This is a genomic window from Candidatus Baltobacteraceae bacterium (assembly GCA_036489885.1).
Taxonomy (GTDB): Bacteria; Vulcanimicrobiota; Vulcanimicrobiia; order Vulcanimicrobiales; family Vulcanimicrobiaceae; genus JAFAMS01.
The window spans coordinates 1539167-1565068 of the sequence record DASXEW010000003.1 but is presented as its reverse complement, the minus strand read 5'-3'; the positions used below and the strand labels follow the sequence as shown (position 1 = coordinate 1565068).

26 protein-coding genes and 3 riboswitches are annotated in these 25902 nt (G+C 59.7%); of the genes, 14 read left to right on the top strand and 12 right to left on the bottom strand.

The genetic code is table 11. From position 1 onward, the window contains the following. The first annotated feature begins 177 nt into the window (after positions 1-177). A riboswitch (Fluoride riboswitch) is annotated at positions 178-237 on the top strand. Positions 238-248: 11 nt separating this feature from the next. Genes VGG22_13595 through VGG22_13585 form a run of 3 tightly spaced genes read left to right on the top strand, consistent with a single transcriptional unit; the run spans position 249 to position 2054 of the window. Further along, positions 249-410: a hypothetical protein gene (locus VGG22_13595; GenBank protein HEY1729407.1), complete on the top strand. Its 162-nt coding sequence runs from the start codon at positions 249-251 to the stop codon at positions 408-410. A 3-nt stretch (positions 411-413) separates the two neighbouring features. Beyond that, complete coding sequence (locus tag VGG22_13590; protein ID HEY1729406.1) at positions 414-875, top strand: NUDIX hydrolase; 462 nt, start codon at positions 414-416, stop codon at positions 873-875. Between the two features lie 3 nt (positions 876-878). Next, positions 879-2054: an MFS transporter gene (locus VGG22_13585; protein HEY1729405.1), complete on the top strand. Its 1176-nt coding sequence runs from the start codon at positions 879-881 to the stop codon at positions 2052-2054. A 6-nt stretch (positions 2055-2060) separates the two neighbouring features. Here the strand turns inward: VGG22_13585 and VGG22_13580 are convergent, their stop codons facing one another. From VGG22_13580 to VGG22_13545, 8 genes are all read right to left on the bottom strand, one after another. Further along, positions 2061-2336 carry a histidine phosphatase family protein gene (locus tag VGG22_13580; protein HEY1729404.1) on the bottom strand — a complete coding sequence of 92 codons (276 nt, stop codon included), beginning with the start codon at positions 2334-2336 and terminating at the stop codon, positions 2061-2063. A 345-nt stretch (positions 2337-2681) separates the two neighbouring features. Continuing rightward, positions 2682-4175 carry a hypothetical protein gene (locus VGG22_13575; GenBank protein ID HEY1729403.1) on the bottom strand — a complete coding sequence of 498 codons (1494 nt, stop codon included), beginning with the start codon at positions 4173-4175 and terminating at the stop codon, positions 2682-2684. An 11-nt stretch (positions 4176-4186) separates the two neighbouring features. After that, positions 4187-5719 carry a hypothetical protein gene (locus tag VGG22_13570; GenBank protein ID HEY1729402.1) on the bottom strand — a complete coding sequence of 511 codons (1533 nt, stop codon included), beginning with the start codon at positions 5717-5719 and terminating at the stop codon, positions 4187-4189. Beyond that, positions 5716-6285, bottom strand: a complete 570-nt coding sequence (locus VGG22_13565; protein ID HEY1729401.1) for a hypothetical protein — start codon at positions 6283-6285, stop codon at positions 5716-5718. Before VGG22_13565 ends, VGG22_13570 begins: the two co-directional genes overlap by 4 nt. Positions 6286-6296: 11 nt before the next feature. Beyond that, positions 6297-6360: riboswitch (Fluoride riboswitch) on the bottom strand. A 59-nt stretch (positions 6361-6419) separates the two neighbouring features. Further along, a riboswitch (Fluoride riboswitch) is annotated at positions 6420-6482 on the top strand. Further along, positions 6456-6695 (bottom strand): hypothetical protein, encoded by a 240-nt coding sequence (locus VGG22_13560; GenBank protein HEY1729400.1) that lies wholly within the window; start codon positions 6693-6695, stop codon positions 6456-6458. It overlaps the preceding riboswitch by 27 nt. A 567-nt stretch (positions 6696-7262) precedes the next feature. Continuing rightward, on the bottom strand, positions 7263-7739 hold the full coding sequence (locus tag VGG22_13555) for a VOC family protein (protein ID HEY1729399.1): 477 nt from the start codon (positions 7737-7739) through the stop codon (positions 7263-7265). An 84-nt stretch (positions 7740-7823) separates the two neighbouring features. Then, the gene (locus tag VGG22_13550) at positions 7824-8180 is read right to left on the bottom strand and encodes a hypothetical protein (protein HEY1729398.1); all 357 of its coding nucleotides are present in this window, start codon (positions 8178-8180) and stop codon (positions 7824-7826) included. A gap of 104 nt (positions 8181-8284) precedes the next feature. Further along, positions 8285-9706: an aminotransferase class I/II-fold pyridoxal phosphate-dependent enzyme gene (locus VGG22_13545; protein HEY1729397.1), complete on the bottom strand. Its 1422-nt coding sequence runs from the start codon at positions 9704-9706 to the stop codon at positions 8285-8287. 165 nt (positions 9707-9871) lie between these two features. Here VGG22_13545 and VGG22_13540 point away from each other — a divergent pair, with 165 nt between their 5' ends. Continuing rightward, positions 9872-10927, top strand: coding sequence for an aldo/keto reductase (locus tag VGG22_13540; GenBank protein HEY1729396.1), 1056 nt, complete (start codon positions 9872-9874; stop codon positions 10925-10927). Continuing rightward, on the top strand, positions 10924-11304 hold the full coding sequence (locus VGG22_13535; protein ID HEY1729395.1) for a Rid family detoxifying hydrolase: 381 nt from the start codon (positions 10924-10926) through the stop codon (positions 11302-11304). Before VGG22_13540 ends, VGG22_13535 begins: the two co-directional genes overlap by 4 nt. Here the strand turns inward: VGG22_13535 and VGG22_13530 are convergent. Next, positions 11301-12485 carry a tetratricopeptide repeat protein gene (locus tag VGG22_13530; GenBank protein ID HEY1729394.1) on the bottom strand — a complete coding sequence of 395 codons (1185 nt, stop codon included), beginning with the start codon at positions 12483-12485 and terminating at the stop codon, positions 11301-11303. The two genes, VGG22_13535 and VGG22_13530, sit on opposite strands and share 4 nt — an antisense overlap. 143 nt (positions 12486-12628) lie before the next feature. Here VGG22_13530 and VGG22_13525 point away from each other — a divergent pair, with 143 nt between their 5' ends. After that, entirely contained in the window at positions 12629-14056 is a 1428-nt protein-coding gene (locus VGG22_13525; protein ID HEY1729393.1) for a class II fumarate hydratase, read from the top strand. Here the strand turns inward: VGG22_13525 and VGG22_13520 are convergent. Continuing rightward, a complete protein-coding gene (locus tag VGG22_13520; GenBank protein ID HEY1729392.1) occupies positions 14053-15765 on the bottom strand; it encodes an HAD-IIB family hydrolase in 1713 nt (570 codons plus the stop codon). The genes VGG22_13525 and VGG22_13520 overlap by 4 nt on opposite strands. Before the next feature lie 113 nt (positions 15766-15878). Between VGG22_13520 and VGG22_13515 the strand changes: the two genes are divergently transcribed. The 4 genes from VGG22_13515 to VGG22_13500 are packed head-to-tail and all read left to right on the top strand — an operon-like array spanning position 15879 to position 19654. Continuing rightward, positions 15879-17327 (top strand): NAD-dependent succinate-semialdehyde dehydrogenase, encoded by a 1449-nt coding sequence (locus VGG22_13515; GenBank protein ID HEY1729391.1) that lies wholly within the window; start codon positions 15879-15881, stop codon positions 17325-17327. A gap of 43 nt (positions 17328-17370) precedes the next feature. Beyond that, positions 17371-18351: a hydroxyacid dehydrogenase gene (locus tag VGG22_13510; GenBank protein ID HEY1729390.1), complete on the top strand. Its 981-nt coding sequence runs from the start codon at positions 17371-17373 to the stop codon at positions 18349-18351. After that, entirely contained in the window at positions 18344-19033 is a 690-nt protein-coding gene (locus VGG22_13505) for a hypothetical protein (protein HEY1729389.1), read from the top strand. The genes VGG22_13510 and VGG22_13505 overlap by 8 nt, the downstream gene beginning before the upstream one ends. 36 nt (positions 19034-19069) lie before the next feature. Then, entirely contained in the window at positions 19070-19654 is a 585-nt protein-coding gene (locus VGG22_13500; protein ID HEY1729388.1) for an O-methyltransferase, read from the top strand. On the opposite strand, the gene VGG22_13495 is transcribed toward VGG22_13500, so the two are convergent. Further along, a complete protein-coding gene (locus VGG22_13495; protein ID HEY1729387.1) occupies positions 19651-20649 on the bottom strand; it encodes a phosphotransferase family protein in 999 nt (332 codons plus the stop codon). The two genes, VGG22_13500 and VGG22_13495, sit on opposite strands and share 4 nt — an antisense overlap. Next, on the bottom strand, positions 20646-21431 hold the full coding sequence (locus VGG22_13490; protein ID HEY1729386.1) for an SDR family NAD(P)-dependent oxidoreductase: 786 nt from the start codon (positions 21429-21431) through the stop codon (positions 20646-20648). Before VGG22_13490 ends, VGG22_13495 begins: the two co-directional genes overlap by 4 nt. Before the next feature lie 36 nt (positions 21432-21467). Here VGG22_13490 and VGG22_13485 point away from each other — a divergent pair, with 36 nt between their 5' ends. The 4 genes from VGG22_13485 to VGG22_13470 are packed head-to-tail and all read left to right on the top strand — an operon-like array spanning position 21468 to position 25893. Further along, positions 21468-22109 (top strand): GntR family transcriptional regulator, encoded by a 642-nt coding sequence (locus VGG22_13485; protein ID HEY1729385.1) that lies wholly within the window; start codon positions 21468-21470, stop codon positions 22107-22109. Positions 22110-22119: 10 nt separating this feature from the next. Continuing rightward, positions 22120-23538 (top strand): serine hydrolase, encoded by a 1419-nt coding sequence (locus VGG22_13480; protein HEY1729384.1) that lies wholly within the window; start codon positions 22120-22122, stop codon positions 23536-23538. 14 nt (positions 23539-23552) lie between these two features. Beyond that, the gene (locus tag VGG22_13475) at positions 23553-25133 is read left to right on the top strand and encodes an acyl--CoA ligase family protein (GenBank protein ID HEY1729383.1); all 1581 of its coding nucleotides are present in this window, start codon (positions 23553-23555) and stop codon (positions 25131-25133) included. 7 nt (positions 25134-25140) lie between these two features. After that, positions 25141-25893, top strand: a complete 753-nt coding sequence (locus VGG22_13470; GenBank protein HEY1729382.1) for a hypothetical protein — start codon at positions 25141-25143, stop codon at positions 25891-25893. Positions 25894-25902: the final 9 nt, after the last annotated feature.

The following is a 25902-nucleotide window of genomic DNA, read 5'->3' as shown; positions in this document are numbered from 1 at the left end:
GCGTGGAGGACCCATTAGCGTGCCGCGGTTTTCGAGAACGTGTCTCGAGGGCGGGATCCATCGCCCAGCGCGCCTCGCGCCAGTAGTATTGAACCGTCCTACGCTGCTGCTGTCAAGAAATCGGCAAGAGAACGAAGCGCCCGCATGGGGGAACCATCGGACTCGCGGATAAGCAGAAGCCACCCCGGCGATGGAGTTCGCCGCAAGCGTCTTCGGACTGATGACTCCTACGCGAAACTTTGTGCGAAATGGAGTCAACCATGATCTTTGCCGACTGGGCAATCTATAGCGTTCGACGTCAGCTCAAACGTCGACTCACGCTCTACACCGCGCGATTGCGGCAACATCTCGCGAGCGGCGATCTGATGCTTTTCCTCTCGACGCTTCTCTGCATTCGGAACAAGGGGTAAGCAATGGAGGGAGCCGTCACACAACAACGTGTCCGTACGCTTGCGGTTGTACGAGATGAGCGTGGATTTGTACTCTCCGTACGTCACGCCCGTCGCGGCGAGCGGTTTTGGACACTGCCTGGTGGCTTTTCGAATATTGGCGAATCGCTTGAGGAGACACTGGTTCGTGAGGTTGGCGAAGAGACGGGCTATCGCGTGCGTGTCGACCATCTCGCCTTCGTTTTCGAGATTGGTTCAAGCCGTTGGGATCCGCGGCGCCTGGAACTCTGTTTTGCGTGCGAGATCATCGAGGAGGACGCGACGCTTCGTCGCGGAGCCGACGGCATCGTCGAAGTCGGCTGGCTTAATCCAAATATTGCTCATGACGACTTCCTGCCGTCAAAACTCTTGCCGCTGATCAACCTGAACACGAGCGGCCTCTATCTCGGGAATATTACCGACACTGACCATCCACTGAAAAAGTAACAGGTGCTCGCGCGACAACGCGCGTCGCTAAAGTTCGTCCTTGTCATCGGCGTCTTGAGCTTTTTCGCCGATTGCACGTATGAAGGCGCGCGCAGCATTACAGGACCGTTTCTCGGATTGCTCGGTGCGAGTGCATTCACGATCAGTGCCGTCGCAGGGGTCGGTGAACTATTAGGCCACGCCTGGCGCTTGGCTTCGGGCACCCTAAGCGAGATCACGCGGAAATTCTGGCCCATTACGATCGTGGGATATACCGTTCAAATGGTCGCCGTTCCATTGCTCGCGTTCGCTCGCACGTGGCAAGAAGCTGCGGCGCTCATCATACTTGAGCGCGTCGGGAGGGCGACGCGCAATCCGCCGCGCGATGTGATGTTGTCGGTTGCGGCTGAAGAGATTGGCTACGGCTGGGCCTTCGGAGTCCATGAAGCCCTCGATCAATCCGGTGCACTTGCTGGCCCGTTGATCATTGCAGCAATACTCGCAACGCAAGGTGCATACCAACAAGCATTCGCCGTCCTCGTTGTGCCGGCTCTAACCTGTCTATTTCTTCTGTGTATCGCGCGCATCATATATCCGCGACCAGAAACCCTGGCGTCACGAACGCTCGAAGTTCGTACGCGGGGAATCCCGCCACTTTTTTGGCTGTATCTGAGCGGAGCGATTCTCGTCGCTGCGGGGTTCGCGGATTTCTCGCTGATCTCGTATCGCTTTCATACAGAACTCCCCGTCTCGAATGGGTTCCTGCCCGTGTTCTACGCGATCGCGATGGCGGCAAGTGGCGCCGGTTCACTCACGTTTGGACGGTTATTCGATCGTTTCGGACTTGTTATTCTCGTCCCCTTAACCGTCGTCGCCGCATGCGCGACACCGCTGGTTTTTCTCGGATCGTTCTGGCTCAGCGTTCTCGGATCGGCTCTCTGGGGCATGAGCATGGGCGTCCACGAATCGATCATACCGGCAGCCGTATCAACGATGGTTGCGCGCGAGCACCGAGCGTCTGCGTTTGGCATTTTCACCGCTGCGTATGGAGTCGCTTGGTTCGCCGGAAGCCTCGTGATTGGCATTTTCTATACGCGATCGCTAGTCGATCTCGTCGCCTTTTGCGTCGCGCTGCAGCTTATCGCCGTTCCGATATTCATCCGCGTCGCCCGAAGACTCCGACCACAACACCGAATGTAGGAACGCCTACGCACGGACCGGAACGTGCGACATATCGTTGATCGAGCAGACGATACATTTGTCGGGTTCGAAATCCAGCTCGTTGATGCAGCACGGGCCTTGACGAAAGCGCCAATAATGGGACAACGGCAATCCCAGTGCGTACAGTAAGACAACGCGATTGATCGCCTCGTGGCCGACGATCACGATGGTTGCGGTGCCGGCGTACGAGATTGCCCACGCCGCGTGAGATGCGGCGGGAAACGTCGCTAAGTACCTCGCCTCCCGGAATATGTGCGACATCGGGCGCCCGGAACCAGAGCTTCGCTTCGGTGGCCCATGAAGAAAGGACGTCGGCGTGTCCGAGGCCCGTCCACTCTCCGTAATCAATCTCAATGAGATCCGGTTCGGGGCGCACCGCAAGCCCAAGCGGATGCGCAATTGCTTCGGCGGTATGCATCGCGCGACCGATAGGACTTGCATAGACTGAGGCCGGCTCCCATCGCTCTGCAATTCGCTTCCCGACTGCCTCAGCTTGCACGATTCCAAGGGGCGTCAGCGGTAGGTCGTTTCTACCCCGAAATCGCGGTGGATCGATGCCCTCGACGTGGCCGTGTCGCACAAGCAGTACCTTGGTTGTTGGGCCGCTCATGTGCGCTGTTTCTCTGCGAGGAAGATTTCGTTGTAGAGGTCTTCACCAAAACTTGTCTCAAGCGGCTCACCGACGGCAAGTTTGTACGTACGTGAACCATCCGATTGACGCTCGGCGCGCAAGAACGTCGCCTTGTGCGCCTTTTCTTCCCAAAGAGTTCGAGCAAATTTATAGAGGTGGGTCACGTAGAATATCTTGATGCGTTTTTCGAGCAACGCAGCTACGATTTGTCGTGCGATCTCGGAACCTTCACGATCATTGGTTGCGGCGAACGACTCGTTGAACAGCACCAGCGAATTCGGGTGCAAGTATCCTGCAATCTCGTCCATGCGTGATATTTCTTCCGCAAACTTTCCGTGCGTCATCGACGAGTCTTCTTCGCGTTTGTAGTGTGTGTAGAGGCCAACGCACGTGTTTGCCGCGAACGCTTCCGCTCCGACGAACATACCACACTGCATCATTAGTTGTGCGAGGCCTATGCTGCGCAGAAATACGGACTTTCCGCCGCGATTGGCACCCGTCACAACAACGACTTCGCTATCATCGGCGTCCACGTCGTTGCCAACGACGCGATCGGAAATCGTCAGCGCCAAGGAGACGTCGTAAAGACCTTTAAACCAATGCCGCCGGATGTTACTCTCGCTGACGTCAGGGAAGCAGATCGGCTCGCCTTTCTCGATGAGTTTCGTGTGCACGTTGAGGCACGCGACATAGAACCCGAGTTCTGCGCGCAATAACTTGAGAAAACTCAAAATATGGTCGGCGGCCTGCGCCGCTGCGTTCGCGACGCGATTGAGGCCGCGGTCGCGGAGCGAGGAGAGCGCACGCGCCCCAGCCTCGTCGCGCGGATGTAGCTGGTAAGAGTAAGCGTCCGGCCCTCCCCCAAAGAGCCGTTCAAACCAATTACGGTCGGGGTGATTCGGGCGCCGTAAGATGTAATCGACGCCTTTGTTACCGGCGCCGAGCCGCGCACTGATCAGCGCGCCGCCCTTGAACTTGAGACGCTTGAGGTGTGCTTCGACGACATCGAAGTAGTCATCGGAGAGCTCTTCCTTAAGCGTCGCGCACAACGTCTTGAACCCGGGAGAACGAAAGGCTTCATGATAAGCATCCGTCGCTTTTCGGAGCTTTCGAAGGATGCCAACGCAAAACTCGAGCAAACCAACGGCGCCCGTGAGCGTCGAGGACGGATAGCGGCCGCTCGATATCCAGTAATAACCCCGCTTCCCCTCTTCCGCCTCCACAGCGATCGCATACATCTGGCGCAGCGCGTCGGGATACGCTAGACAGTCAGCGAGAATCGCCTGTCGATACCGAATCGTGGCGATATCGCTTATGCTCGAAAACACTGCACGTCGGGTAACTTCGTAGAGAAATTTATCTTCGCGACTCATCGCCGTGAAGAGCGCGTTGAGCTCGAGATCCTGCGCGAGGTCCAAGGCATTCCACGGAAGTGGGTGTTCGATATCAAAATCGCGGTCGGGATACATAAGGAACGCCTTCACGACGGTATCCGCTCCAGAAGGGCGTTGTATGTGACATGATATTTCTCCGCGATGGCGAGCGCGTACGCGAGCCCATCTGCCACGCGCCGAACGACTTTGAACGTCCGCATTGCCGGTTGATCGGGGACAACCGTACTCACCATGCTGACCGTCTTCGGACTCAGGCTCGAGAGCTCGTCGATAAAAGTCACCCACACACCGAGTACGTCATGCGAGAGCAGCTGTTCCATTACGTGTCGACTAAGGAAGACGGCATCGTGAATCGTCGTCGACGTGAATATTTCGTTGAGAATGACGATCGACGCCGGGGTAGCGGTCTCGATGATCTCGTGGAGGCGGTGAAGATCGTCCTCGAGCTTACCGCGTAGGTTCTCGATGCTCTCCTCTCGTTCGAAATGCGTGAAGAGGTTGTCGAACAAATAGAGTCGCGCATCACTGCCGGCGATGGGGCAGCCTATGGCCGCCAGATAATGCACTTGCCCGAACGTCCGCGCGAACGTTGTCTTTCCGCCCTGATTCGGGCCGGTGACGACGATCATCCGTTCCTCGCCATCGAGTGAGAAGTCGTTGCAGACAACGGATGACTGGGCACCGATCAGCTTGTGCGCCAGCGCCATATCGAAGATATTGTTACCGAATATACACTTATCGGACCCTTGCGCGATGACGGGATAGCAAACACTCAGCCCTGCGCCTCGAAGCTTATCAATATATTCGAGATATGAGACGTAGAATTGCACCTCGCGATCGAACCTCGCAATGACATCATCAACATATACGCGGTGTCGCTTGCAAAAGCGGTTGAGATGACCCAACTCGTCGGGGAACAGCTTCGCTACGAAGATTAGAATCTGCGCCTCGATATGGTTCATCTCCGGCGAGCGTTCTTTGAACGTTACGAGATAGTCGGTCGCCGCCGACCGCTTGAACTTCTCGAATGTCTCATCGATGACGGCACCGTAATCCGCCTCATTGTCGTAACGCAGAACGCTAAAGCCGCCATTTTGGACGAGTATACTGTAGCGCACGCCCGCAAGCTGCGACTCGACCTGTTCTTTTTCCGCGACGAGCGCTCGAAAAGCGCTGCTCCCGACGTATCTTAAGAGATATTGTCGGAAGCGTTCAAACCCAATCGATTGAGGAGCAGCAGCATCAAGTTGGGTTGCAAGTTCGCGCACTGCCTCGCAGTACATCGCGATCGCTTCAAGGAACCAGGCTTCCGCCTCATACGTGTTTCGCATCTTTTCTGATTGAGCAACATGCGCGCGCATGTCGTGCATGCGGGTCGCAAACCGTCGCACGTTTTCAAGCACTTGTGTGTTTTCAATATCCGCAAAAACGTTCTGGCGATAGAGAATGCCTTCATGGTCAATAAGCGCAAGATGGAAGAACGGCTTGAGATTGTACTCTTCTTTGCCGGCGATGATCGCCGCAACGATCTGATCAAGGTTCAGGTCCGAAAAGCAGTCCGGCTGGCGGTCGGCGAGTACCTCGGCCGAAGGCGATACGGGGAACAGAATACTTGTCATGACGGCGTCACCGAGCGTAGTGTGAACAAGGCGTGGGCGGTTCTTGATCGAGAAACGCTCGCGATGAGGCGTTTGATGACCGTCTCGACGGCAATCGCTACTGCTTCGCGCACTGCTGCGTGGAGTTGAGTGGTTAAGTCAAGCATCCACGCCTCGACGATATCGTCGGGTGAGGCGTGTGCGCCAATCGCGGGTTGAACGGCACGAATGTGAATTCGCGGGAGTGCAATTCGACGCGGGCGGGCAACCAGCCGTGATTCAGTCTCCCAAACTGCTTCGGCGTATGACCGAAAGCGCGCGCGAAATCGGACGTTCGTCGTGTCGCGAACCCGACGCGTACAGTGTTCGGCGATGACTCTTGCGCGCTCGTTAAGCAGCTTGTGCATCCCGTTCTGATCGTAGCCGGCTGAGCCCAGCGCATCTTCGAACGCCGCACGCGCGTTCGCGAAGGCATCGGCGCACAGCCGATCAAGGATCGCGATATCGGTGCCGCAAGCGTCTGTGAGTGTATGGCGCGCAGAACGTTCGAATTCGCGCGCGGTGGCGAGGTGCGGATCATCGATCATATGGCTCTCCTACAAAACTAGGAGCCATCAGTCGCGTCCGCGACGTCTGCGGCGAGCCCCATCGCCGATATCCCCTCTAGTATAGTGCGACGGGCGTAGGCTTCAAGTGGGTGGGTCGGCCCATGGGGCAGAAGCGGCTCGAGGGCGATGGAGCTCGCCACAACCGCCGGTTAACGGCTGATGGCTCCTGTTTTAAGACAGGAGTCCAGATGCGAGTTCTTCTTATCGCCGATATTCACGGTAATGCAGCAGCCTTGCGAGCGCTTCCGGACGCCGATGCTGTGCTTTGTGCCGGAGACGCTGTTGGATTCGGCCCAGATAGCGCCGGCGTCATCGATGAGCTTCAACGACGCGGCGCACATTGTGTACGCGGCGACGAAGACGACGCCATCGCCAACGGAACGTCTCACGCAGCCCCGCCATCGCTCCCCACGGCGACAAGCGAAAGCCGCTCGCGAACACGCGAGAGACTTTCTGGCGCGCACCTTCGTTGGCTGAAGAATCTTCCGCCTGAAATCGAATTGCGGTTCGAGAACGTCGCCGTCGCCGTAACGCACGCATATCCTGGCGACTACGGTCGGTACATAAAACCGACGGACGATGAAATCGATCGGATTTCGCGTGCTTTTCCTAAGTGCGATCTCATCGTCATCGGACATACGCATCGCCCTGGGTCATGGCAAAGCCGAAATCTCATTGTCAACCCGGGGAGCGTCGGCATGTCTCACCGTGCCGGGCACGCATCTTATGCCGTGCTGGAGAATGGTAAAGTTACCTTTGGCGACGTGCGCTACGACGCAATCGAGGCAATCGCCGCTTCGGCTCGGTTTGGCCTTTCGAATGATGCGCACCAAGAATACGTTACCGAGCTCGTCAATGGGTCGAACCGTCCTTTCGCCCGGCTGCCTCACACAAAAATACACGACGGCTCGAAAATCGTATGATGGCCACCAATTTGTTAAACTCTTAGGCGCTCTTCATGCGTGCGTTTTCTTTCCCCAACTCGCGATTTCGGCTTCGAGATCGAGTCGGGCAGTCGGTGCGCTGTTCTCGAACTCGCCCCAATACTCGCGTGGCACCACCCACATTACCTCGAACTCGTTACCGTCGAGATCGTAGCCATACACTGATTTCGTTGAGCCGTGATTGCTCATGCCGCTGAGCGTACCGTAGCGCTGGAATGCCGCGAGTGCGTCGCGCAACGACTCGATCTCCTCGACTTCCCACGCAAGATGGTAGAGGCCGACGCCGCGTTCGTCCGGTGCCGGCGCATCGGGACCGACACGCGCCAAGCCGAGATCGTGATGATTCTCCGAACCGGGAGCCCGCATGAACGCCATCGTCCGTCCGGCGCGCGCGATTGTCTCGAGTCCGAGTACATCGTGATAAAACGCGAGGCTGCGCTCGAGGTCGCGCACCCGCAGCACCGCATGATTGAGCCCTTTGACGTTCATTCTAACGGCGCTCCTCCCTAGGCTCCGCGCCCCCCAACCGCTTCGCGGTTAGGGCCCCCGTGAGCGCTCGGCCTCGCACCAACATCATCTATATATCTTTCCGTTCACGTCGACATAACCGTCGGCACCACCGCGATGAGTTGCAGGATGCGTGTCGTGGATGAGGCCCTCGTAGCCATACCTGTTCGGATAGACGAACTGACCAACGGCAATGATGCGGTCGCCTTCGTGAACCTCTATGCGCCCGTCCAGCACTTCGTTCGGGACTACTTCCGTTACGTACGTCGCGCCGCCTGGAGCTTCGAGCCGCACCGGAATGTAGACATGTAAACCGTGCTCTCCGCCGCTTTCGTGCGGGTGCCCGCTGACGATCCCGCACACGCTGACGCCTTCGACGACGCGGCTGCGCGCCATGAGGCTGGCTTGAAAGCGCGCGTTCATCTGCGGCGTGCACGTCGCGGGCGGCGTCGACGCGCACCCTGCGAGCAGAAGTAAGCCAACTGCTAGGCTGCCCCTCGGCTTCGCTCGTGGTGCCAAGAGTTGGCCTACGCTTGCACCTTTGCGCGGGCGTGGTCGCGAATAAGGCGCCACGCGACCTCGACGTCATCGTGCGTGGTGCGCTCGTTTCCGATTGCAAGCCGCAAAACGAGTCTTCCCCTAAGACGCGTTGTTGAGACGAATATCTCGCCGGTCGCGTTTACTTCATCCGCAATTGCCTGATTGCGCGCGTCAATGGCTTCGGGCGTTCCGCCGTCGGCTACATAGCGGAAACACACGACGGAAAGGGGATGCGGCGCCGAGATTTCCCAACCGCTCTCGGCTTTGACCCACGACGCAAACTCTTGCGCGAGGGCAATATGCGCTCGGAGCTTCTTGCGAATCTCGGCCGCACCGTAATGCCGCAGCACGAACCACAGCTTGAGCGCGCGGAACCGCCTGCCGAGCTGCAAACCGTAGTCCATGTAGTTGTGCACGCCGACTTCCGGCGTATAAAGAATGTCGATCACGAGCGAAAATGCGCGCCGGAGAATCTCGGGCTCCCGAACGTAGAGCACCGAGAGATCGACCGGGACGAACATCCACTTGTGCGGGTTCATTACCAGCGAATCCGCATGCTCGACTCCGTCGAGAATCGGGCGGATCTCAGGCAGAATCGTAGCAGGACCGGCATACGCCGCATCGACATGCAGCCACACATTGTGCTTGCGCGTTACTTCGGCGATCGCGACGAGCGGATCGCTGGACGTCGTTGAGGTCGTTCCGACCGTTGCGCACACGCACATCGGTTTCATGCCGGCGGCAAGGTCCGATTCGATTTGCGCGGCAAGCGCGTCCGGCCGCATTGCAAACTGGGCGTCGCACGGAATCTTGATGACGTTTTCTTGTCCGATGCCAAGCGCGATCGCGGCCTTCTCGATATGATTGTGCGTCTGGTCCGTAATGTAGATCCGGAGCGGCGCGAGATCGGCGCGCCCTGCCATGCCCTTCATCCGAATCGACGGCTCGGCTTGTTGGCGCGCTGCCGCAAGGGCGGTAAAACCGCTGATCGAGGCCGTGTCGTAAATGATGCCGTGCAGATGCTTCGGCAGTCGCATCAGCCGTGCCAACCACGCGGTGACGACGTCCTCGAGCTCGGTCGCCGACGGCGACGTACGCCACAACATTGCGTTGACGTCGAGTGCGGCCGCGAGCATCTCCGCGAGCACGGAAATCGGCGCCGCACTGATTGCGAAGTATGCGAAGAAGCGCGGATGATTCCAGTGCGTGATTCCCGGAACGATCAATTTCTCGAAGTCGGCAAAGATCGCGTCGAACGATTCGCCCTCTTCCGGCGCCTCGGCCGGAAGCGCAGCGACGAGCTCCCCGGGCTTGTACCGCGAGAGAACCGGGTACCGCCGCGCATCGCGATAGTAGCCGTCGATCCAATCCGCGACGCGCTCGAACTGAGAACGAAAGTCTTCAGGCATGCGTACGACTTTTCTCTCGGTGAAGGCGCATCATGCCTGGCAAGAAAATGTCGTTGCGAGCCCCCCTCGGGGAATCTTGCCTTTTCGTAATGATGCCGGGCTCGGCGGCAGGGGGCCCCACGCGCAAGCGTGGGGCTGCGGAGCCTGGGGCGGAGCGCCTTTAAATTGAAATACCGCACGTACCCCAAGACCGATATTACCGTCAGCGAAGTCGGGTTCGGGTTGTGGACCACGTCGACCGGTTGGTGGGGAAACAAAACTGACGCAGAGGCGGTCGCGCTGCTGCGCGAAGCACACGATCTCGGGATCACGCTATTCGACGCCGCCGACACGTACGGTAATGGCCTCAGCGAGGAGCATCTCGCGAGCGCGTTTGACGGTAAGCGCGACAAGGTCATCTACGCAACGAAGTTTGGCTACGATTTCTATTCGCATACGGGCGACCGCAAGGGTCAATCCGAGATCCCGCACGACTTCTCTCCGGCGTACGTCCGCCGCGCGCTCGAAGGCTCGCTCAAGCGTCTGAAGACGGACTACATCGACATCTGGCAGATGCACAATGCGCATCTCGATCAAGTCCGCGATGATACGCTGTGGCAGCTCCTCGAGTCACTACGCGAAGAAGGCAAGATCCGCTCGTACGGCGTTGCGCTCGGTCCCGCGATCGGATGGCTGTACGAAGGTGTCGAGGCGGCAACGCGACGCAACACGACGAGCGTCCAGATGATCTGGAATATGCTCGAGCAGTTTCCGGGCGACGCAATGCTGCAAGCCGCACGCGATTCGAACGCCGACACCGGCTATCAGATTCGCGTCCCGCATTCGAGTGGAATGCTCGAAGGCAAGTACACGCTCGAGACGACGTTTGAGCCCAGCGATCATCGCTCGCACCGCCCCCGCTCGTGGCTGGTCAACGGCATCAAGAAAATTGAGACGCTGCGCTTTCTCGAGCGTTCGAAACGTACGCTCGGGCAGGCCGCACTTGCGTGGCTGCTCGCGGAGCCGCGCGTCATGACCGTGCTGCCGAACATCTACGATGCCGAACAGCTGCGCGAGTTCGCGGCGACCTCGGACGCCCCGGCCTTAACCGCCGATGAAATGGGGCGCATCGCCGAGCTCGCAAAGACGAACTTCGGCGTCGAAGAACCACCCATGAAATATAAGGGAACGATGACCTTCGAACAGCTCGCGGAAGAGAACGCCCGGTTAGCACACGCATGAAAACGTCCGTCCATAGTCCGGCCGCGCCAAACCCAATCGGTCCGTACGTGCAAGCCATCGCAGCCAACGGCATGCTCTTCTGCAGCGGGCAAGTGGCGCTGGATCACACGACGGGCAAATTGATCGAAGGCGACGTCGGCGCGCAAACGCGGCGTGCGCTACTCAATCTTGCCGCGGTGCTTTCCGCAGGCGGAGCGAGCTTGAGCGACGTCGTGAAGACCACCGTCTTTCTCGTCGACATGAACGATTTCGCGGCGATGAATCAGGTCTACGCCGAGGTATTCGCCGATTCACCGCCCGCGCGCTCAACCGTCGCCGTCGCCGCGTTGCCGGCCGGCGCGCGCGTCGAGATCGAGGCTATCGCTCTTCGGAGCTAGTGCGCGGTATTCGGTGGTTCGGCCTCAAGCTCGCTAAGATCGTGGCGGGCGGCTAGGATAACGTTCTCTTCGTTGCCGTAATTGACCGCGTGCTCGTATTCCTGTTTCGCAAGCGCGACTTTGCCTTGGTCGCGATATGTTACGCCAAGCAAGTAGCACAGACGTCCATCACGTGGTGAAACTGATAGGCCTTTGATGAACGCGGCTTCGGCGAGCGCGTACATTTTCTGCGAGTAGTAGTCGTAGCCGAGGTCGATATACGCATCGCGCCAGAGCGGATCGACGGCAATGGCTTTCTGATAGTTGGCGACCGCTGACTTCCAATTTTGTGAAACATCCTCGATGTAGCCGACGTCGACGTACGCCTCGGGTTTGTCGATCTTGACTCGGATAGCTCGCTCCAGCAGGTCACGCGCATCGCCGAGGTGGTTAAGTTCAATGTACGCTTCGCCAAGATTGACGAGCGCAGAATAGTCTTTGGAGTTACCGCCCAGACAACTTTGCAATAAGGGAATCGCATCGTTGAGACGATGCACATCGGCATAGGCCACAGCGAGATCGTCCAGCGCCGGGCATCTCTCGTTCGGCTGACTGAAATTCAAGGCTTGCTTGAATACGGCGATTGCCTGATCGTGTTTCCCGACGCCCCGCAGCACCATTCCGTAGCTGAGCAGCTTCTGCTCATCGGTCGGATTGTGTTGCGCATCGGACGCGACCATGCTCTCGAAGTCGGCGAGATCTCCGCGCCGCCGATGGAGCGAAACGAGCGTCGGGTATTCGTTTGGATCGGGGACGCTTCGGTTGAACGCAGCGATCGCATCATTGACGCGATCCTCTGCGGCATAGAGACCGCCGAGCCGATTCCAGGTCTCGCCGTCGTCCGGATAGCGCGCCAATATCTTCTTATAGGTGCGCTCGGCGGCGGGAAAGTCGGATTTACGAAAATACAGATCACCGAGCAGTCGCGCCGGACCCTTGTTGTCGGGATGCTGGCGCGCGAAGTCTTCGATCTTCGAAATAACGGCCGAAAGCTGGCCGTTGACTGCCTCGGCACGCCATTGATCCATCATTCCGCCGACGGATTGCTCGAACAGCGTGGTCGTTTCAGCGCGAGCCGGAACGGGCGGCGCGAAAAATGGCGTCAGCGACGCCAAGAGCAACACGACGATGGTTTTGCGCATGCCGCGAGACCCCCAGGTAGCGAAAGTATAGAACCGGCCGCCGTCCATCGCAACTAGCAAGCAGGCTTTTGCGGCGACTTTCCTCGTACGGGGGGTGTCTCACATTTGGACGAAGCTGCCCGCGAATTGAGGTTAGGAGAAACATGAGCGGAAACGGATCCTCGACCCGGCTTGAAAAGGACACGATGGGCGAGATGCAGGTACCGGCCACAGCATTGTGGGGTGCCGGCACGCAGCGAGCCGTCCTCAACTTTCCGATCAGCGACCGACGCTTTCCACGGCGCTTCATCAAAGCGCTTGGGTTGATCAAGAAGGCTGCCGCGCAAACCAACGGCGAGCTCGGCCTCGTACCGAAGGACATCGTCAACGCCATCGTCGGCGCGGCGCAAGAAGTCGCCGACGGCGGACTCGACGAGCATTTCGTTCTCGACATCTATCAAACCGGAAGCGGCACGTCGACGAACATGAACGCGAACGAGGTCATCTCGAATCGCGCGATTCAAAAACTCGGCGGAGTTCTCGGGTCGAAGAAACCCGTGCATCCCAACGATCACGTCAACTTCGGACAAAGCTCGAATGACGTGATTCCGACCGCGCTTCACGTCGGCGCAGTGATGGCAATCGACGAAGTGCTACTTCCCGGTCTACGCGAGCTCAAATCCGCGCTCGATGCGAAGAGCAAAGAGTTTTGGGGCGTCATCAAAACCGGACGCACGCATCTGCAAGACGCAACGCCGATTCGCCTGGGTCAGGAGTTTCTCGGTTACGCCGGACAAATCGAGCGCGCGGTCGAGCGCGCCAATCACGCCAAGAAAGAACTCTCGGAAGTCGCGCTCGGCGGAACGGCCGTCGGAACCGGGATCAACACGCACCCGGAGTTCGCGAAGCGCGCGACCGCGCGCTTGAGCAAAGACGTCGGCAGCGAGATTCGTGAGACCACCAATCATTTTCAATCACAGTCTACCCTCGATAACGCCGTTGAGGCGAGCGGCTCAATGCGCACGATCGCCGTATCGATGTTCAAGATCGCAAACGACATTCGCTGGATCGGTTCCGGTCCGCGTGCCGGAATCGGCGAGATCACGCTACCCGAAGTACAGCCCGGAAGCTCGATCATGCCGGGCAAAGTCAATCCGGTCATCGCCGAATCGGTGATGATGGTGTGCGCGCAAGTCATCGGCAACGACGCGACGATCGGATTCGGCGGTGCCAGCGGCAACTTCGAAATCAATCTGATGATGCCGGTCGTCGCCCACAACCTCATCAATTCGATCGAATTGCTCGGGGCAGCGGCGGCAAATTTCGCGAAGCAGACCATCAGCGGCATCCAGGCGACGGGCCAAGGCCCGGCAATGGTCGAGCGCGGCCTCTCGATGTGCACGAGCCTTGCGCCGATCATCGGCTACGACGCGGCTGCTGCGATTGCAAAGGAAGCCGCGAAAACGGGCGAGACCGTACGCGAGGTCGCCCTGCGCAAGACGGATCTCGACGCGGAGAAGCTCAAAGAAATCCTCGATCCGATGCTGATGACCGAACCCAGCGCCGATCGCGTCGGCGCCGGCGGCGGCTAACCTACCGTATAGCGTTCGCGCACAGCCTCGGCGATGCGTTTACGGCCTTCGCTGGGGCTGAGCTTGCGTTCGCTTTCGGTTGCACGGAATTCAGCAGCGAGATCGTCGTCGCCGATCATCTCGCGAACCCAGCCTGAATAATCGTGGCGTTTTAAGTGGTACGTCCACGTCTCGTCATCGACGCCTTCCGCCATCTGCACGAACGTAAAGAGGTTCTGCGCGCGGAGATTGAGCTTGCGCTTTGGCCCCGTGAAATAGAACGACTTCTCTTCCGCCAATTCGCCCTTGGCGTATTTTCGCGCGTGGCGCCGGCGTTCGGACTTTCCGGCAATCGTCTCGATGTGAGCAAGCGTTTCAGGGTCGCTGCGCCGCCAAACCAGCGCTTCACCGCGGCGCAGCTTTTTCGGAACGGAGGCGCCGCCGATCGAGCCTTCGATGCCCAGCTGCTTTCGGGCCGCGTCGATTGTTGCACGCGGCTCTTCACCCATCGCGATAACGACGTCAACGCAGCGGAGGGCCTCGGTCGCGACCAGCTGCGGCTCGGTCGTCGTGTACAGGACGCCGAGACACGGCTCGAGCGAATCAGACGACGATTTCGCGGCGGCCGGGAAAAAATGATGCGCCTCATCGATGATCAGCCAATGCGGGCGCCCGAAGCGCGCTCGTAACTCGGCGATGCGGCTGAGCAGCTGCCGTGCCTGCACGGCGCGATCGTCAACTTTGATCGCGACGAGCGAGATTACGCTGTTCTGACCGGAGGTGATGACGTCGCTGACCGTCGCGAGATTGGGTTCGCTCTCCGCATCGCCGACGGCGATCGCGCCTTCGAGGTCGGAAAAATCACCTTCGGGATCCAAGATCGTATATTGATAGCCGCCTTCCGCGACGCGTTCAATGATTGCGCTCGCCATCGTCGACTTTCCACCGCCGGAAGTTCCCGCGATCAGGACGCCGCGGCACGCGACCGATACGTCGAGCACTCCGTCTTGCAACTTCCCGAGCGCGATACGATGACGGCGATCGATACGCTCGGATTGCGATGCAAGATCGTCCTCGATGATCTGCTCGATGAATTGGCGAACGCCGTGTCCGTGATCGCCTTCCATCACAAGGTCACATTGCTCTTTGACGCTGTCCAGAGCGTTGGAGACTGCAGCCGATGCTTCGCAGCGTTCCAGGAAACGCAGATCGTTTTCTGCGTCGCCGATACCGGCTACGTTGTGGAATGAAAGCTTGAAAGCCTCGAGCTGCTTTTCGAGTCCGGTCGCTTTGTTGATGCCGGAAGGCAATACCATGACGGCGCCCTTGTTGAAGATAACCGTCAGATCGAGCCCGAGCTCGCGTATCGTCTCCAGCACCGCAGCTTCATGCGGCTGCCACGTCGCAACGATCACGTGCCCGACCTCGAGCGGCGCGACGCCGCGCGCACGCAGCGCCTCGACGAACTTTTCGGACGGCGGCGGTGCAAGCAGTTCGGTCTTGCCGCTAGCCGGGTCGAAGAGAACCGCGCCATTCTCCGCGACGACGGCGTCGAACAACTCGAGGTTCTTGTAGACGCCGCGCAGGTCGTCGAGGATACGACCGGTCGCGAGGATGGAACGGCGGCCGGATTTCCGCAATGCCCGCAGCGCCTCGAGTGCCTGCTCGGCCACTCGGCTGTCGTGTGCGAGCGTTCCATCGAAGTCCACCGCGAGGGCATGAAAGCGCATGCCGGACCCATACCCGCCGACCCGGGAAAGGACGCAACCTGAGACGATCCTGCCATGTCATCCCGAGCGTAGCGCCGAAGCGCGTAGTCGAGGGACGGAGGAGATTTGAGAACATGCTGACGGTAGGGCCGAAGACTGAGTTCCACAAGGCGTTCATCGACGGGAAATGGATCGAGACTTCGAAGCGGTTCTCGGTCACGAATCCTACCACGATGGAGCCCTTCGCGGAGGTCGCCGATTGCGGCCCCGAAGAGGCACGAACCGCAGTGAATGCCGCGGTGCGCGCATTTGAAACGTGGTCGAAGACGACCGCGTACGAGCGCGCCGCGATTCTCATGAAGTGGCATACGCTGATTCTCGATCATGCGGACGAACTCGCGCGCATCATGGCGCACGAGATGGGCAAGCCCGTCATCGAAGGCCGCGGTGAAGTCAAATATGCAGCCGCGTTCGCGTCGTGGTTCGCCGAGGAAGCAAAACGCGCGTACGGAGAGATCATCCCGACGCACGATAACAACAAACGTCTCTTCACGATGAAGAAACCGGTCGGCCCGGCCTACGGCATCACGCCGTGGAACTTTCCGGCAGGCATGGTGACGCGCAAAGCTGCGCCGGCGCTTGCAGCCGGATGCACGTTCATCATGAAGCCTGCCGAGCAGACGCCGCTCACGGCACTTGCGATCGCGAGCCTCTGGGAAGAGGCCGGTGGACCACCCGGCACGCTGCAGATCATCACCGCGCTCGATCCGGTTCCCGTCTCCGAAGTGATCATCAACGATCCTCGCATCCGCAAGGTGACGTTCACGGGCAGCACCGAGGTCGGCAAGAAACTCTATGCGCAGTCGGCGTCGACGATGAAACGCATCTCGCTCGAGCTGGGCGGACACGCGCCGTACATCATCTTCGAGGACGCGGATATCGATCGCGCGGTCACCGACGTCATCGCGTGTAAATTCCGCAACGCCGGCCAAGTCTGCGTTTCGGCTAACCGCATCTACGTCTCGGAGAGAATCTACGATAAGTTTGCGGATCTTCTCGCCGATAAAGTCGTCGGCATCAAAGTCGGCAATCCACTCGAGGAAGAGACGCGCCTCGGACCGCTCGTCGATCAGCAAGGCTTCGACAAAGTGAAAGCACACGTTGACGACGCCATTTCCAAAGGCGCAGTTGCTCGCGCCGGCGGGAAACAGAAAGGCGCGAGCGGGCTCTTCTTCGAGCCGACCGTACTCACGAACATCAGTCTCGAGATGCGGTTGTTGCGCGAGGAAACGTTCGGTCCGGTTGCGCCTCTGCTGAAGTTCAAAGATGAAGCCGAAGTGATCAAGCTCGCGAACGACACGCCGTACGGCCTGGCCGGATATCTGTGGACGAAAGATCTCGGTCGTGCGTTCCGCGTCGCGGAAGCACTCCAATACGGAATCGTCGGCGTCAACGACCCGGTGCCGTCGGCACCGCACGCACCATTCGGCGGCGTGAAAGACTCCGGTGTCGGACGCGAAGGCGGGCATGAAGGCCTCAACGAGTACCTCGAGGTCCGCTACATCTCGATGGGCTTGCCGTAAGCTGGACAACAACCAACAGCGCCACGTCGTTCTCTGGCGCAATATGTACGATCCGACGGGTGCGGATCAACTACGCCAGGCAGGCTGCCGCGTTACGATCATCGGGGCTTCGGACGACGATAAGTTGGCCGAAGCTCTGGCGGACGCGCGCGGCCTTTGGGTCCGCTATCCGCAAAAGGTAACGCCGCAGGTCCTCGATGCGGCGCCGAAGCTGCAAGTCGTCTCGACGTCCGGCTTCGGCTACGACAACATCGACATCGATGCCGCCACGCAGTGTGGGATTCTGGTCGTGAACCAGCGCGGCTTCGGGCGAATTCCCGTCTCCGAACATACCGTTATGTTGATACTTGCACTCGCGCGCCGCTTCACATGGTCGGAAGGCGCAACGCGGGATGGCAGCGGCTGGGAGAAACGAACCGACTACCCGATCTTCGAGCTCGGCGGAAAGACCGTCGGGATCGTCGGCCTCGGCTATATCGGTTCCGAATTGGCGCGCAAGCTGCGCGTGGGATTCGGCTGCAACGTCATTGGCTACGATCCGTATGTCGATCCGCGCATTCCGCAACTGTTGCACATCAATCGCGTCAGCTCGCTCGATGAGATGCTGCCGGAAGTGCGGTTCTTGTGCTTGTGCCTCGAGCTGACCGGCGATACGAAAAACTTTATCGGTGCAAAAGAGCTTGCGAAGCTTCCGAAGGATGCCTATGTCGTCAACACGTCGCGTGGCGGCGTGCTCGACCTCGAAGCGTTGACATCGGCTCTCGAAGCCGGGCAAATTGCCGGTGCCGCACTCGACGTGTTTCAACCCGAACCCTTATCGCCGACGCACCGTCTGTTCAAAATGACGAACGTCATCGTGACGCCGCATAATGCGGGACTCACGACGGAAACCAACGAGCGCAGCACGCGTTCCGCGGTCGAGCAAATCCTCGCGGCAATGGACGGCAACCTGCCGGCGTTCCCGAAGAATCCGCAAGCGTGGGAAAACGCGAAATCGCGCCGGCACGGTCTCGTCCATGCCTGACGAAACGGTCGCACGTTTGCGCGAGGTGCCGACCGCGACAGCCAAGCAAGTGCTGCGCGAGCTCGGGGTCGATCGCACGCTGATGCTCGGTTTACGTGCGCTTACGTCCGACCGGCGAATTGCCGGGAAAGCGCGGACACTGCGGTTCTTGCCGCTGCGCGAAGATGCAAAGGCTCCAAGTAAAGGCGTCAATCGCAAGCTGATCGACACGCTGGATCGCGACGACGTGCTTGTGATCGATGCAGCCGGTAACATGGAGGGCGCGGTCCTCGGCGACATGCTTGCGGCACGCGCGCATGCTCGCGGTGCGGCCGGCGTCGTTGCTGACGGTGTCATTCGCGACGTCGACGGTATCCGCGATATCGGACTCGCGGTGTGGGCGCGCGGCGCTTATCCGGATGCAAACTCGCGCAACATGCTCGCGTGGGAGACCGACATCGCCGTCGGATGCGGAGGCGCCCTCGTGCAACCGGGAGACTACATCGTCGCGGATGCCGACGGCGCAGTCGTCGTCCCGCCACAGCACGCGCAAGCACTTTTACGCAAGGCTGAAGAGATGGCACTTGAAGACGAGTTCTCACAGAAGCTTCTGCGAGACGGCACCGCTCTCGATGAAGCATATCCGCTGCCCGAGTCGCGTCGCGCCGAATTCGAAAAATTCAAGGTATCGCGACGTAAGTAATTGCCTGCTCGGGGCGACAAGGGCACGCTGGGTTAGATGGATGAATCGCGCAAGAAGTTAGCCGACGAGCTGTATGTTCGCAACAAAGCACATGACGACGCCCTGGCTGACCGGCTTTTACGCTTTCGCAGCGTCGATCCACCGGTCGCTCAGCTCTTAGGAATTCTGGTGCGGGCGCGCAACGCGCAGCACATCCTCGAGATCGGAACGTCGAGCGGCTATTCAACGATTTGGCTGGCCGACGCCGCAGAAGAAACGGAGGGCTCGGTATTAACCGTCGACACCGATCCCGAACGCACCGAATACGCGCGCAAGAACTTGCAAAGCGCGGGTGTGCTCGACCGCGTCACGTTGAGAACGGAAGACGCGGCCTCGACCCTAGCCTCGTCGCGCAGCGGTTATTGGGACTTCATCTTCCTCGACGCCGAGCGCCCCGCATATCCCGAGTACTTGCCGCATCTCGTGCGTAGTCTTTCGCCGCACGGCATCCTCGCAATCGACAACGTCATCTCGCACCAAAGCGAGCTGGTCGAATTCACTCGCATGGTTGAAGCTGAAACACGGCTGACCCAAACGGTCGTCGCAATTGGTGCCGGTTTGCGCGTCGCCGTTCGCGGCTAGATTCCGAGCAGCTCGCAAGCGACGCGCGAATACAAATCGGCGCGACCGAATGACTTGCCCGCATCGGGGTGAGCGGCGTTGCCGCGCTGTGCGCGATCTTCGATACCGGCAACGATGACTGCGAATCTGAAAAACGCAAAGGCGATATGGAACGGCAAGAGCTCGCGCTTCTCACCCGCGGCCGCATTGTAGTCGGCGACGAGCTCATCTCGGCTCGGAATACCGAGCGCCGCATGGTCGAGCCCCGCGATGCCTTCTTGCGTCCCGGACGGCAAGTGATACGGCATGCAGACATAGCCGACGTCGGCCATCGGATCACCCAGCGTTGATAGTTCCCAATCGAGCACGCCCACGACGTCCGTTGCAGCCGGCGCGTACATCAAGTTTCCAAAGCGATAGTCCCCATGGCAGATCACGGTTGGATTTTCTTTCGGGATAAATTTCGGAAGATGCGTGATCAGACGATCGAGATCAGGAATCTCGCGCCGGCGAGAAGCTTCCCACTGCCGCGACCACCGTCGAACCTGGCGTCCAAAGTAGTCTTCATGTTTGCCGAAGTCGGAGAGACCGGCGCGCTCCCAATCAACCGCGTGCAATGCAGCCAGCATCGCCGCCGCCGAGCGGTACATTGCGCGCCGGTCGATTGCGTTAACGCCTTCGAGTCGCGCATGCGGGAAGACGCGGCCATCGATTCGTTCCATGAGATAGAATGTCGTGCCGACGACCGAACGGTCTTCGCTGTACGTGAGCACGCGTGGAACGGCAACACCGCTGCCTTCGAGAGCTCGAATAACGCGCGATTCACGATCGAGCGCATGCGCGCTCGGAAGAAGCTCGCCCGGAGGCTGCATGCGCAGGACGAGGCGCTGCTTTCCGGCATCGACGAACCACGTCGGGTTCGATTGACCGCCGAGGATGCGTTCGAACGCCAGCGGTTCGCGAATACCGAGCTCGCGCGCGGCAAACGCCTGCAAACGCTCTGCGAATTCGGTCACAGCGTACTGACGAGATGCCCGCCGTCGACGGGGACGACGGCGCCGGTCATATATGTCGATGCATCGGATGCGAGCAACAATATAGGCGCGACCAGATTGTCGAGCTCGCCGATGCGCCGCTGCGGAACGCGTTTTGCGATGGCCTCGCCTTGCGGCGATGCAAAAAAGTCACGTGTCATGTCGGTCATGATGTAGCCGGGCGCTATTGCATTGACGCGAATGTTGTAGCGCGCCCATTCGAGCGCAAGCGCCCGGGTGAGATGATGCAGTCCGGCTTTGGCTGCAGCATATGATGTCAGACCGCCGGCCACGCGTGCGCCCATGATCGAACCGATGTTGATGATCGAACCGGGAGATGAATGTGCGATGAGACGTCGCGCAAAGGCTTGGGCGACCAGAAACGGACCGCGAAGGTTTGTGCTGATGACATTATCCCAATCCTCGACACGCGCATCGAGTGCGGGTTTGACGATGGTGATGCCGGCGTTGTTGAGCAGCACGTCGGCGACTCCCAGCTCCCGTTCGGCCACGAGAAAACCGTTCTCAACGCTCTCAGAATCGGTTACGTCCATTCGAACGGCGAGAGCTGTGCCGCCACGCTGCTCGATCGCGGCGACAACCTTTGCCAGTTCTTGCTCGCGCCGTGCAGCGACGATGACGCGCGCGCCCGCAGCGGCCAGTTCGCCCGCAAGGTGCGCGCCAATCCCGCTCGAACCGCCGGTGACGAACGCCGTCTTGCCGCGCAGGTCGCAGGTAAAAGAAACTTGCGTCTTTGAATTCATCCTTATGAGCCTTCGAGCGCACGCGCTCCTCGCCTCGTGAGCGCTACGACGCTTTCGGACGAGGTTTACGAACGTCTCCGCGACGAGATCGTCAAGGGGCTAATCCGTCCAAACGAACGTCTTGTCGAGCTCGATCTTGCCGAGCGTCTCGGCGTCAGTCGGACGCCGGTGCGCGAGAGCCTCAAGCGCCTTTCCGCCGAGGGTCTCATTCATGGCGGACGCCATCACCTGGTCGTACGCGAGCACGCGCCCGAAGAAATTCGCGAGATCTATGAATCGCGCGCCGCACTCGAGGGCTATGCCTCGCGCTTGGCGGCTATGCGAGCGACGCAAAATGAGATCGACACGATTGGTTCGTTCCACGAAACCGACGTTAAAAAACTCGTGCGCTCGCCGCGCGAGCACATCGTCGACGTCAACGATCGCTTTCACGATGCGATCATCGAAGCCGCGCACAATGCGCGCCTGCTCGATTTGATCCGCCGCAATCGCGAATTCTATTTCAACTATCGCATCGCTCGCATGTACACCGACCCTGAAGCCGAGAATTCGCTTGAGGGGCATTCGGCGATCTTTCGTGCCATCGAAAGCCGCAATCCGGATGCGGCCGAGGAAGCGACACGCGCGCATGTGATGCAAGCGCTCGAAGTCACCCTCTGCAAACTGCGCGCTAATTGATCGGCGAGCGGTGAAGCGCTCGTACGCCATCAGTCTCGCGAGCGGATTTGCACTGTCCCCGCGCCTTGCGGGCGCCGATGAGGCCATCAATGCCGAGCAGCGCGCATCGCTGACACAGGTGATCGCCGAGGCCAGTGAGGCGCCGCAGACCGTCGGGTTCAGCGTCGCGATCTCGCGTGACGGATCGATTGCGTATCAAGCTGCGCGCGGGAGCCGAAATCTCGATCCAAAACTGCCGGCGACGCTGGATACGTGGTATTGCATTGGGTCGGTTACGAAGCAATTCACGGCCGCGCTCGTTATGCAATTGGTCGACGCGAAGAAACTTGCGCTCGATGACAAGCTTGCAACGGTGCTGCCTGCTTTCCCGCACGCTTCGGAAGTGACGCTCCGCCAGCTACTGAGCCATACGAGCGGCATCATCGATTATGCGGATGCGGTTTACACGGAGGGGCTGGACAAAGAGCCGAACGTGCAGCCGGCAGCGCTCGTTGCGCTCATCGCCGATAAGCCGCTGATGTCGCCACCGGGTACGCTGTGGGCCTATTCGAACACGAACTATCTCGCGCTCGGACTCACGATCGAAAAGCTGTACGGAAAGCCGTACGCGCAAGTGCTCCACGAACGGATTGCGCAACCGCTCGGCATCGCGATCACGGCGAATACGCCCAAAGGAGACAACGTAGCGCGCGGTTATACCGCGGCCGTGAAGCCTACACCGGTCCAGACGGCCGACGTGAGCTGGGCGTACGCCGCCGGCGAGATCTTTGCGACGACTGCCGGCTTACTCGCATGGGACCGCGCACTTTTCTCGGGTCGCGTCGTCAGCCGTGAATCGCTGACTGCGATGACGACGCCGGTGAAGCTCTCAGACGGACACTCGACGGACTACGGTTTTGGGCTGTTTGTCGTTACTATTAGAGGTCATCGAATAATCTCGCACAGCGGTGGGTTACCGGGATTTTCCGCCCAGAACCTCGTGTGTCCCGAGGACGGCATCGCGATCGCCACGCTCGCGAACACAATCGACTTCAGCCTTGCGCTGCCCGCAACGAAAATCGCAGACGTCTTGCTGCCGGGCATCGACGCGGCGCTCGAGACGCAAACAAAGGAACGCGTTGCCGAGCTAGATGACCCAGCGGTGCGCGCACGCGCGCGCGACTGGCTGGACCGTCTGCGAACCGGAAAGATCGACGCCGACCAGTTGACGCCGCAGATGGCTCAAGCACTGACGCCCACGGTCCTCAAGAACGCCGCTGCGTACCTGAACGCAATGGGAGCGATAACCAGCTTCACATTGGGGGGCTTCCAATACCAGGGCGGATATCGCGCCTACATCTACATAGCGACCACGGCGAGCACGCAGCTAAAGTTTCAGTTCATGCTCGATCAGCAGAACAAAATCGCGGGACTCCTTCTTACGCCGTAGAAACGCCCCCGTCCATGGCTGTCGCAGCGAAACCGAAGGCCGTCCATCTGCGGCCACTCACACCGCTCGATTATCTCGAGCGCAGCGCCTACATTTTTCGCGACAAGGTCGCGGTCGTCGACGGCGACGTGCGCCGAACGTATCCACAGCTGCGCGATCGCGTCTATCGCTTCGCAGCAGCGCTCCAGTCGCTCGGGATTCGCGATGGGGAACGCGTGGCCGTCATGTCGCCGAACTCATCGGCGATTCTCGAAGCCCACTTTGCGGTGCCGCTCGCGGGCGGTGTACTGTGCGCCATCAACATCCGGCTGACGGTTCCGGAGATCGATTACATCCTCGGGCATTGCGGCGCGAGCATCCTGATCTACGACACCGATTTCGATGAGTTCGTCCGCGAGCTCAAACCGAAGATGCGCTGCATCCGCGTGCCCGACGCTTACGAAGCGTTGATTGCGAGCGCTGATCCGCAGAGACTAGAACAGCGTGACATCGACGAAGACGACACGATTTCGATCAACTACACGAGCGGCACGACCGGCCGCCCCAAGGGGGTGATGTACACATATCGGGGCGCATTCGTGAACGCGCAAGCCGAGATTTTCCACGCCAACATGCGACCTGAGAGCGTGTATCTATGGACGCTGCCCATGTTCCACTGCAACGGGTGGATCTTTCCGTACGCCGTCACTGCGGCGGGCGCAACGCATGTGTGCTTACGGAAAGTGGATCCGAAGAAGATTCTCGAGCTGATCGAGACGGAAAAGGTGACGCACATGTGCGGGGCTCCGACCGTCTGGATCATGCTCGCAAACGACCCCGATGCGATGCGCTTCACGCACAAGATTCACATCACGACAGCCGGTGCGCCGCCGTCGCCGACGATCATCAAGCAGATGGAAGCGCTCGGCGCGACGATCACGCACGTTTACGGGCTCACCGAAACGTACGGACCGATCACGGTGTGCGAATGGCAGAGTCCGCAGTGGGACGGCGCCGACGAGACCGAACGCGCGCGCCTTAAGAGCCGCCAAGGCGTTGCGATGATCACGATGGACGCGCGCGATGTGCGCGTCGTCGACACCGAGATGAACGACGTCCCTGCAGACGGCAAGACCCCAGGCGAGATCGTCATGCGCGGCAACAACGTTATGAAGGGCTACTACGACGATCCCGAAGCGACGGCAAAGGCGTTCGCCGGCGGCTGGTTCCACTCGGGCGACGTCGCCGTCATTCAGCCCGACGGCTATATCGAGATCGTCGACCGTGCGAAAGACGTGATCATCAGCGGCGGCGAGAACATCTCGACGATCCAGGTGGAGAAAGTGATCGTCGCGCACGACGCGGTGCTCGAATGCGCGGTTGTCGCGATGCCCGACAGCAAATGGGGCGAGGTGCCGAAGGCGTTCGTTACGCTCAAGCCGGGTCAAATGCTCACCGCCGAAGCGCTGCTCGCATTCTGCCGCGAGCAACTACCTGGCTTTAAGGTGCCGAAGGCCGTCGAGTTCGGTCCGCTTCCGAAAACCTCAACCGGCAAGATTCAGAAATTCGTCTTACGCGACAAAGAATGGAAAGGCCACGAAAAGCGCGTTAACTAGCGTTCTGGTGGCGCTGGTCCTCGTAGCGTCGCTTGGGCAGCGCCTAGCGTTTGCGCAGTCGGCGCCGATCGTTCAATCGGTCGTGGCGCACGATTTACACAACCCATCGCTCGCGGTCGTCTCGTACACCTGGACGGTCATGACTTGCCCACGGGGCGTCCTCAGCTGTTGGATTCCGACTCTTGTGCTCGTCAACTATAAGGATGCGACGACAGGCGCGTCCGGCACGGCCTTGCTCAAGAATGTCCACGGCTGCCACACGTGCTTTCATGTTTTCGCCGCGCGAAGTGGTCCAATGACGACCTGGAGGCTGAAGCACTACGGACTCGACGCGGATTCCGCGGGGAGGCTGCTCCGAGCCAACTCTGCGCGGCATGTGCATATTTCGCCCGCAGCTTTACCGGCAGCGCTGCGGACTGCACTCACGATGCAGCATGCCTTGGACGCGTTCGAACACCGGCGTTGGGGCGTAAGGGTTCCGGGAGAAATTATAGATGGATACGCAGTCGGTCGCGAACGCTGTGCTACGGGTAGACACTGTGCGTGGACGCGAACCGTTGTGATGGGGTGGATGCACTTTGCGGATGACGGCGGACAGGCGCTCTTCATCAATAAGAAAGCGTGCCCGACGTGTTTCAAAGTCATCACCGCCGGAGGCGGTTATCTTGGCGAGGCGGGCGCCGTAAGCTACGGTATTGATCCGGTGACCGCGCACGCTCTTTTCAAAGGCAACGTACGCGACGACACCATGGCGCCGTAAACAGCCGCG